Genomic DNA, 961 nt, shown 5'->3' with positions numbered 1-961 from the left:
CAGTTCTTCAAAGCATCAAAGTGTTGCTCAAGACCATAGCCCGCTAACACGCCCTGCTCAGCCATGCTTTCAAGTACTGCATCAGCATCGTTATCGACCTGTACAACCAGTTCATGGAAGAAGGCTTCGCCATTCAGCACTGACACTCCGTCAATTGCTTCAAGCTTAGCGCGCAATTTTTGAGTATTTTGATGACAAGCCATCGCTACCTGAGAAAGGCCCTTGTAGCCCATCAAAGACATATAAATCGTTGCTGCTGTAACCGCCAAGCCTTGGTTGGTACATATATTGGAAGTCGCTTTAGAACGGCGAATATGCTGCTCGCGTGCCTGTAAGGTCAGGGTAAAACCTTCTTTACCTTCCAGATCGACAGTACGACCAATAATACGTCCTGGCATTTGGCGAACCAGCTTTTCTTTACAACAGATAAAGCCAAAATACGGGCCACCCGATGCCATAGGAATACCCAATGGCTGACCTTCACCCACGGCGATATCGGCACCCTTATCTCCCCATTCACCAGGAGGCGTTAATAGCGCTAAAGCTGTCGGATTAACGACGCCAATAACCAACATGCCATTTGCCTGGCCCCAGTTGGTTAAAGCATTCACATCTTCCAACGAGCCAAAGAAGTTTGGCTGAGGAATTATCAAAGCGGCATAGTCTTGGCCAGCAAAGCTTTCTAACGCTGCACTATCAACGGCAAGCGCTTTATCGTCCATTGGCAATACATCAATGGAAATTCCCTGGTTGCTAACAATGTCATCAACCACTTGCTGGTATAGAGGATGTACGGTACCTGCGATCAGAGCCTTTTTGCTCTTGGACTTTCTGTTGGCACGAATCGCCATCAACACGGCTTCAGCTAGGCCCGATGCTCCGTCATACAAGGAAGCATTAGACATATCCATCGCCGTAAGCTGGCACATCATGCTTTGGTATTCATAGATTAGCTGCAAAG

Annotated in this window: 1 protein-coding gene; it reads right to left on the bottom strand. The window is 47.8% G+C overall.

Annotation, left to right across the window (positions count from 1 at the left end; translation table 11 throughout):
• The coding region (gcvPA, locus tag A3763_RS00155) for an aminomethyl-transferring glycine dehydrogenase subunit GcvPA (RefSeq protein WP_068759795.1) at window positions 1-961 on the bottom strand (961 nt) is incomplete at both ends.

It is taken from the genome of Oleiphilus sp. HI0128 (genome assembly GCF_001635365.1).
Note: the sequence above shows the minus strand (reverse complement) of the source record. Positions and strands in the feature narration are given on the sequence as shown.